General features: G+C 35.9%; 8 protein-coding genes. 7 read left to right on the top strand and 1 reads right to left on the bottom strand.

Annotated features, from left to right (window positions below; genetic code table 11):
* Positions 1-354: 354 nt before the first annotated feature.
* From Q1A47_RS10805 to Q1A47_RS10785, 5 genes are all read left to right on the top strand, one after another.
* On the top strand, positions 355-1,122 hold the full coding sequence (locus Q1A47_RS10805; RefSeq protein WP_026682253.1) for a 3D domain-containing protein: 768 nt from the start codon (positions 355-357) through the stop codon (positions 1,120-1,122).
* A gap of 186 nt (positions 1,123-1,308) precedes the next feature.
* On the top strand, positions 1,309-2,205 hold the full coding sequence (locus Q1A47_RS10800) for an ABC transporter ATP-binding protein (RefSeq protein ID WP_026682601.1): 897 nt from the start codon (positions 1,309-1,311) through the stop codon (positions 2,203-2,205).
* Complete coding sequence (locus tag Q1A47_RS10795; RefSeq protein ID WP_166530476.1) at positions 2,206-2,943, top strand: ABC transporter permease; 738 nt, start codon at positions 2,206-2,208, stop codon at positions 2,941-2,943.
* 116 nt (positions 2,944-3,059) lie between these two features.
* Positions 3,060-4,076, top strand: a complete 1,017-nt coding sequence (locus Q1A47_RS10790) for a sensor histidine kinase (RefSeq protein ID WP_240455792.1) — start codon at positions 3,060-3,062, stop codon at positions 4,074-4,076.
* Entirely contained in the window at positions 4,069-4,671 is a 603-nt protein-coding gene (locus tag Q1A47_RS10785) for a response regulator transcription factor (RefSeq protein WP_026682604.1), read from the top strand. Before Q1A47_RS10790 ends, Q1A47_RS10785 begins: the two co-directional genes overlap by 8 nt.
* A gap of 70 nt (positions 4,672-4,741) precedes the next feature.
* On the opposite strand, the gene Q1A47_RS10780 is transcribed toward Q1A47_RS10785, so the two are convergent.
* Positions 4,742-4,873 (bottom strand): hypothetical protein, encoded by a 132-nt coding sequence (locus Q1A47_RS10780; RefSeq protein ID WP_255637811.1) that lies wholly within the window; start codon positions 4,871-4,873, stop codon positions 4,742-4,744.
* A gap of 354 nt (positions 4,874-5,227) precedes the next feature.
* Here Q1A47_RS10780 and Q1A47_RS10775 point away from each other — a divergent pair, with 354 nt between their 5' ends.
* The gene (locus tag Q1A47_RS10775) at positions 5,228-6,418 is read left to right on the top strand and encodes a glycine C-acetyltransferase (protein WP_166530475.1); all 1,191 of its coding nucleotides are present in this window, start codon (positions 5,228-5,230) and stop codon (positions 6,416-6,418) included.
* Positions 6,419-6,460: 42 nt separating this feature from the next.
* Positions 6,461-7,408, top strand: coding sequence for an L-threonine 3-dehydrogenase (locus Q1A47_RS10770; RefSeq protein WP_166530474.1), 948 nt, complete (start codon positions 6,461-6,463; stop codon positions 7,406-7,408).
* Positions 7,409-7,804: the final 396 nt, after the last annotated feature.

Genomic DNA, 7,804 nt, shown 5'->3' with positions numbered 1-7,804 from the left:
AGTGGTGGTCAAGCAGTAGCTATTATTCCATAATAGCTACTAGAGGGAGCGTAAATCTGAGCATTTAGTGATAAGGAATGAGCGAATTTTGCTCCGTTTTTTTTATCCTATATACAACTGACAGTAAGGCTCCCACTGATAGAAGTTTCACTTTATTACAAAATCCCATAAATGATGACTATTGAAATACAAAATACTAGATTCACAGAACTTTTATCACAAATCTATTACATTTGTAATAAATAGCGCTAGATTTGGTAATGCTTGTAATGGAGTCTTAAACGACTTGTAACTGCATTGCCTATACCCCTATGGTACGATAGGCAATGTCAGAAATTTAAGGAGGGACTACGAATGAAAAAACTTGTGGCTTCATTCGCTACGGGCATCATTATTGCTGGCGCTGCTGTTACTTCTGTATCAGCGGAAGAATACGAAGTAAAAAAAGGGGACAATCTCTGGGATATTGCAGATGAATATAATACAACAGTTGAAGACTTGGTTGAAATTAATGAATTAAAATCAACAACTATTCAACCAAAACAAACATTATTTATAAATGATAAATATACAGTTGAAAAAGGAGATACATTGATTGATATTTCAAAAGAATACGATGTATCTATAGAGGATCTTAAAGAATGGAATGACCTGAAATCAGACATCATCGTTATTGGACAAGAATTAACGATTAAAGGTGTTAATGTTTCACAAGAAGATAAGCCAGTAGCAAAAGTAGAGCAAAAGTCAGCAGATTCAAACGAGAAAAAAGAAGAAGTAAGTGAAAATACACAGAAGAACGAATCTAAATCACAGAATGACAATCCAGAAGGAAAAACCATTTCTGTTACAGCAACGGCGTATACTGCAGATTGTGGTGGTTGCTCTGGAGTAACATCAACAGGAGTTGACCTGAATGCAAATCCAAATGCAAAAGTAATCGCTGTTGATCCAAATGTGATTCCACTCGGTTCAGAAGTATATGTTGAAGGCTATGGCTATGCAACTGCAGCCGATGTGGGTGGTGCTATCAAAGGTAATAAAATAGATGTTCACGTACCATCAAAAAGCGCAGCCATGAATTGGGGCGTAAAAACAGTTAATGTCACTATCGTAAAATAATAGAAGATAATTTAAAAAATGGAGCAGGATAGCTAGCTATCCTGCTCCATTTTTATTTCAGCAGAAAAATGCATTTGTGATATCTGCGGTTAAAAAATGACAACTGTCAACTATACTTTGTGACATACTATACTAAAATTTACGCACTTATATCTACTAAACTTAGGAAAAGGGAGCTGATGTAGAATGTCTAGTAAGATAATCGAAGTGAATCGATTAAGTAAAAAATATACTACGGTTAGTGCATTAGATACTGTTTCATTTTCAATTAGACAGGGTGAAGTAGTTTCCCTGTTAGGGCCAAACGGCGCTGGTAAAACAACCATTTTATCCATCATTTTAGGTTTACTAACACCAACAGCTGGTTCGGTTCGTTTGCTAGGAATGGACCCAAGAAATCAACTTGTTAAGCAAAGAATTGGTGTTATGCTTCAGGAAACAGGCTTAATGGATAGATTAACTGTTAGAGAACTACTTAAGCTATTTCGTTCCTATTATACAAAACCACTTTTATTGGATGACATGATAAGAATAACAGGATTAACAACCAAAGAGCTTCAAAATAAAGTTGAATATTTATCAGGTGGTCAAAAGCGAAGGGTGAATTTTGCGTTAGCAGTAGCGGGTAATCCAGAAGTGCTTATACTGGATGAACCAACTAATGGTTTGGATGCGATATCTAGGGCATCTTTTTGGCAAGGAGTTACTCAACTAGCAAACCAAGGAAAGACGATTATTTTTACGACACATTATTTACATGAAGCTGATGATATCGCTAATCGAATTATTCTGTTTAATAAAGGACGTGTAATTGCTAATGGTTCTTCAGACGAGATAAAAGAAAAACTCTCAAAACAGTATGTATCATTCAAAATAAATAATGATACGGGAATACCTCAATTGAAGCACCCAGCTATTATCGGTATTGAACAACGATACGACCGAATATATATTGAGACCAAGGATACCGACTCTATCGTTTCTTACATTACTCAACATCAAACAAACACATACGATATTCAAATTGATAAAGGCAAGATGGAAGATGTCTTTCACACTTTAGTCAAAGAAGGGAGTAAATAAATGAGAGTCTTATATTATCAATCTATGGCCGAGATGAAAAGGGCATTTCGAAATCCGTACTATGTTTTTTGGTCTCTATGTATTCCTGTCATTTTTTATTTTGTTTTTACAAACGTGATAAATGTTGGAGTGAGTGATGGAGAACTCTGGGCGTCACATTATTTAATGTCGATGACTACATTTAGTGTGATGGGGTCAAGTATCATGTCACTAGGTATACGGATGGTTCAAGAGAAGTCGACTGGTTGGATCAAATTTATAAAAGTGACTCCTCTGTCTAATGCAACCTATTTATTGAGTCAAATGATTGGACAAAGTTGTATTCATCTATTATCGATTATTGTAATATTTTTTGCTGGCTTTGTAATAAATGGTGTTTCCCTAACTGCTATGCAATGGATAATAAGTGGTTTGTGGATTATAATAGGTTCTTTTGCATTTTTAACATTAGGGACACTCATTGGTACTATGAAAAAAGTGGATACTGCAAATGGTGTAAGTAATATCCTTTTTCTTGCATTAGCATTAATAGGTGGTATGTGGATGCCTTTAGATACTATGCCTAAGTGGCTGCAAGCAATAGCCGAGTGGTTACCCTCCTATAATTTTGTTAATGGTCCCTGGGAAATAATACGAGGGTATACTCCACATTGGGGTAATATGCTAATTCTTTTCTTCTTTACGGGTTTATTTATGATATTATCAACCTATATAAGACGTAGACAAGAGGTGGTGTGATTAGCTTGGTAAAGCAATGCAGGTTTTCCATTTTCCCATTCAAATATGGCTTATATCCATACATATTTTTAGTATATTTATTTATCCCTATTTCATTTCTGTGGGATGAGGTGGGGATGAAGAAATTATTAGGCTTCTTTCTATTAATATTATTTACTGTATCATATCGACAACTCTACTACATTACTAGTCATACGTCTTTTTCTATATGGCTAGGCATACAAATGGTGATTATTTGTATCCAAAGTATTTTTTATCATTATAATTTTATGTACTTAAGTTTTTTTACTGTAAACTTTATTTCATGGTACTTAGAGAAAAAGCAATTCCATATTGCCTGGGGCTGGCTTGCATGTACAATTGGAGTACCATTGGTATACCATGGTTTTATTACACATTCATTTCCTTTTTTGAACGCTCTCCCTTTTGTAGTGGTAATTCTTGCTGCCCCATTTGGAATACGTTCAATGAATAAACGAATGGAGTTGGAAAGCGAGCTAGATGAAGCTAATGCAAAAATAAAAGAGCTAGTTAAACGGGAAGAAAGAACAAGAATTGCCCGTGATTTACATGATACGCTTGGCCATACGTTGTCTTTAATTACCCTAAAAAGTCAGCTAGTTGAACGTTTGATAACAAAAGATAAAAACAGGGCTAAACAAGAGGTTAAGGAAATAGAATTAACATCTAGGATAGCGCTGGATCAAGTGAGGGAATTAGTAACCAGTATGAAGTCTCATACCATTATGGAAGAACTTATTTATGTACAAGATATTTTACAAACTGCTAACATACAAGTTCATACGAATATAAATATTCATATGGAGAGTCTACCAATAGTCGAGCAGAGTATGCTTAGTTTATGCCTACGTGAAGCGGTCACAAACATTGTAAAACATAGTAAAGCATCTTATTGTTGGATTGATTTAAAGGATACAGTTGAAAATACATACTTAATCGTGGCAGATAATGGAATTGGGCAATCCCGGGAATGGGGAGAAGGGAATGGTTTAAAGGGGATGAAAGAGAGGTTATCTTTAATTAATGGAACGTTGACTGTACATACTACGAATGGTAGTGTACTGGAAATGCAGGTTCCTAAAGTAAAGAAAGATGTGGAAACATATGTATAGAATTGTAATTGCAGAAGATCAAAAAATGTTATTGGGGGCGCTCAGTTCTTTATTGGATTTAGAGGAGGATATGGAAGTGATTGGTCAGGCAACTAATGGCGAACAAGCATTAAAGCTTATTCAAACCTTAAACCCAGATATCTGTTTGGTAGATATTGAAATGCCTGTAATGGATGGGTTGCAAGTTGCTGACTATGTAAAGCGTATAGAGAATGGTCCGAAAGTTATCATTTTAACTACCTTCCAAAAACCTGGTTATTTTGAAAAAGCACTAAAATTAGGCATTGATGGCTACCTATTAAAAGATCGTTCTATTGATGAACTTTCTGCAGGTATACGCCAGGTAGCAGCAGGGAAGCAGGTTTATAGTCAGGAGTTAATGGTAGGAATACTTAAAGATGAAAACCCTTTAAATCAGCGGGAGCAAAAAATACTTCAACTTATAGCCATGGGAAAAACTGCGAAGGAAGTAGCAAGTACATTATATTTGTCCTACGGTACGGCACGAAACTATATATCAGAGATTATCCAAAAGCTAGCAGCAAAAAACCGCATAGAAGCGGTTGAAATTGCTAGAAATAAGGGCTGGATATAAAAAGTAAGTAGAATAGTAAGTGTTAAATGATCAGCTGTAGAATTTAGTAGGTTCATGGTTTAGAAGTATATTATGAATTTACTTTAATAGAATTAGGATTTTTATCCACTATTTCATTGGAATCATCATTTAATTCCACATATCCAAAAATTCCGAAAGTAATAATTAAGATAGCAAACATGGCAACAAGAACTTTCTTCATGTTTATTCCTCCATATGTGATTTCTATACTCAGTATAATAAAAATGTTTTTTAATAACCATAGTTTTTTATGACATTTTTTGTGGGAATTCTTACAAATTTGTAAGTTATTGAAGCATTTTTAACAGGTAATTGTAAAACATAAAGAAAAGAAAAAGTCAGCCGCTACTATTCCAATATCCTACAGTTTCATACGACTTATCTCATTAAACATTTTTCAGGCTTTATGTTAAACTGAAGAAGAAATAATCGTGTATAAAATACTATGAAGCGAAACAGTTGTTTATGATAAACATTGTTGCTGTTTCATTCATTAGCTGCAAATCGTTTACATAATAAGGAGGAAAAATTAAAAATGACTAGTAAAGCATTAGATTCTTTTTTAAATGACAATATTGCAGATTTAAAAGAACGAGGTCTATATAATGAAATTGACCCAGTCCAAGGTCCAAATGGTCCGGAGATAACAATCGATGGGAAGGTATTAGTTAATTTGTCCTCTAATAATTATCTAGGGCTTGCTACTGATGAACGCTTAAAGGAAGTAGCAAAGCAAGCAGTGGACTCACACGGTGTTGGTGCAGGTGCCGTTCGGACAATAAATGGTACGCTTGATCTTCATTTGGAACTAGAGAAAAAGCTTGCTGCATTTAAAGGTACAGAAGCAGTTATATCGTTTCAATCTGGTTTTAATTGCAATATGGCTGCTATTTCTGCAGTTATGGATAAGCATGATGCCATCCTTTCTGATGAATTAAACCACGCTTCTATTATTGACGGCTGTCGTTTATCAAAAGCAAAAATAATACGGTTTAATCATTCGGACATGAATGATTTACGTGAAAAAGCTAAAGAAGCGGTCGAATCAGGTCAGTATAATAAAATTATGATTATTACCGATGGTGTATTCTCAATGGACGGAGATATTGCCAAGCTCCCTGAAATTGTAGAAGTTGCAGAGGAATTTGATCTTATTACTTACGTTGATGATGCACACGGATCTGGTGTATTAGGTAAGGGAGCTGGAACCGTGAAGCATTTTGGACTACAGGATAAAGTTGATTTCCAAATGGGTACATTATCAAAAGCCATTGGCGTAATAGGTGGTTATGTTGCAGGAAAAGCTAACTTAATTGATTGGTTAAAGGTACGCTCTCGTCCATTTCTATTTTCTACTGCCGTGTCACCAGCTGATGCTGTTGCTAGTACGAAGGCAGTAGAAATATTAATGGAGAGTACGGAATTAAATGAAAAGCTATGGGAGAATGCGAATTATTTGAAAGACGGATTACAACAGCTAGGCTTTGATATTGGTGATAGTGAAACACCAATTACACCTTGTATCATTGGTGATGAAAATGCGACACAAACATTCAGTAAGCGTTTGAATGAGGAAGGTGTCTATGCGAAGTCTATCGTCTTCCCAACGGTACCACGTGGTACAGGGAGAGTAAGAAATATGCCAAGTGCGGCACATACGAAGGAAATGCTAGATAAGGCAATTCAAGTGTATGAGAAAGTTGGTAAGGAATTAGGGATTATATAAAACAGCGGGAAATTGTGTAACAATAGAGAGGAATATCGTGAAATGAAGAAAATTTTAGTCACAGGAGCTTTGGGACAAATTGGCTCAGAGCTTGTCGTTAAATTAAGAGAAACATATGGTGTAGAAAATGTTATTGGGACAGATATCCGTAAGGCAGAAGGGATCATTGCAGAAGGGCCATTTGAACTTGTTGATGTAACGGATGCTAATCAAGTATATAGTGTTGCTAAGAAATATAATGTAGATACTGTCATGCATTTAGCAGCACTATTATCTGCTAAAGCTGAGGAGAATCCAAAATTAGCATGGCATATTAATATGGGTGGCCTTGTTAATGCATTAGAAACTGCTCGGGAACTGAATTTACAGTTTTTTACCCCAAGTTCGATAGGTGCTTTTGGGCCAACAACACCTAAGGATCATACACCACAGGATACGTTACAGCGTCCAACAACCATGTACGGTGTCAACAAAGTATCTGGTGAATTGTTAGCAGATTATTATTATCACCGGTTTGGTGTAGATACGCGAGGAGTTCGTTATCCTGGTTTGATTTCTCATGTTACGCTTCCAGGTGGCGGAACTACAGACTATGCGGTGGAAATCTATTATGAAGCTATTAAGCATAAAACCTACACGTCTTGCATTGCAGAAGGGACGTACATGGATATGATGTATATGCCAGATGCCTTAAATGCCATTATCCAGTTAATGGAAGCAGATCCAAACAAATTAAAGCATCGAAATGCATTTAATATTTCTGCTATCTCAGCAGCACCTGAGGACTTTGCTAAGTCTATACAAAAGCATATCCCAGATTTTAAACTGGATTATCAGGTAGATCCTGTTAAGCAGCGAATTGCAGACAGTTGGCCAAATAGTATCGATTCTTCGGCAGCCACGGAAGAATGGGGCTTTAAGGCAGCATATGACCTTGACAAAATGACGAATGAAATGCTTAACAAGGTGAATATGAAATTTGTAAAATAAAGTGAAACTTCCATCAGTGGGGGTTTTACTGCCCGTTATATCGGGATAAACAACAGAGGACGATACAAAAAGATATTGACAAAGAAGAGGCTGGGACAAGACACAACTTCTTTACTCAAAATACGAATAATCATGTTATCAATAGGAGTATCATCGCCGCACCATGAAACTATACGCGCTTTCCGCGGGCACGGATCTCAGCTAACTTGGTAAAGAAAAACACGTTACCAAGTGGATCTTCGGACTCGTGCTGTTCCCGCCGGATCCTCGCTTATTTCAAGTGCTAAATTTATTATTCTAATCAAAAAACGACCTAATTAATTTCAAATAATTAGCGTTCGTTTTTTGATTGTTTCTTCATTCTTTTGTCTCAGCCTCTTTATGATCACATAGGTA

Source organism: uncultured Virgibacillus sp. (assembly GCF_947495635.1).
GTDB lineage: Bacteria > Bacillota > Bacilli > Bacillales > Amphibacillaceae > Virgibacillus > Virgibacillus salarius.
The sequence above is the reverse complement of the archived record's forward strand: the minus strand, read 5'-3'. Positions and strand labels throughout refer to the sequence as shown.

What these genes read in the sequence shown, in the direction of transcription:
- Q1A47_RS10780 (WP_255637811.1), bottom strand. Translation starts at nt 4,873, where the DNA reads ATGAAGAAAGTTCTTGTTGCCATGTTTGCTATCTTAATTATTACTTTC.
- Q1A47_RS10775 (WP_166530475.1), top strand. Translation starts at nt 5,228, where the DNA reads ATGACTAGTAAAGCATTAGATTCTTTTTTAAATGACAATATTGCAGAT.
- Q1A47_RS10800 (WP_026682601.1), top strand. Translation starts at nt 1,309, where the DNA reads ATGTCTAGTAAGATAATCGAAGTGAATCGATTAAGTAAAAAATATACT.
- Q1A47_RS10795 (WP_166530476.1), top strand. Translation starts at nt 2,206, where the DNA reads ATGAGAGTCTTATATTATCAATCTATGGCCGAGATGAAAAGGGCATTT.
- Q1A47_RS10770 (WP_166530474.1), top strand. Translation starts at nt 6,461, where the DNA reads ATGAAGAAAATTTTAGTCACAGGAGCTTTGGGACAAATTGGCTCAGAG.
- Q1A47_RS10805 (WP_026682253.1), top strand. Translation starts at nt 355, where the DNA reads ATGAAAAAACTTGTGGCTTCATTCGCTACGGGCATCATTATTGCTGGC.
- Q1A47_RS10785 (WP_026682604.1), top strand. Translation starts at nt 4,069, where the DNA reads ATGTATAGAATTGTAATTGCAGAAGATCAAAAAATGTTATTGGGGGCG.
- Q1A47_RS10790 (WP_240455792.1), top strand. Translation starts at nt 3,060, where the DNA reads ATGAAGAAATTATTAGGCTTCTTTCTATTAATATTATTTACTGTATCA.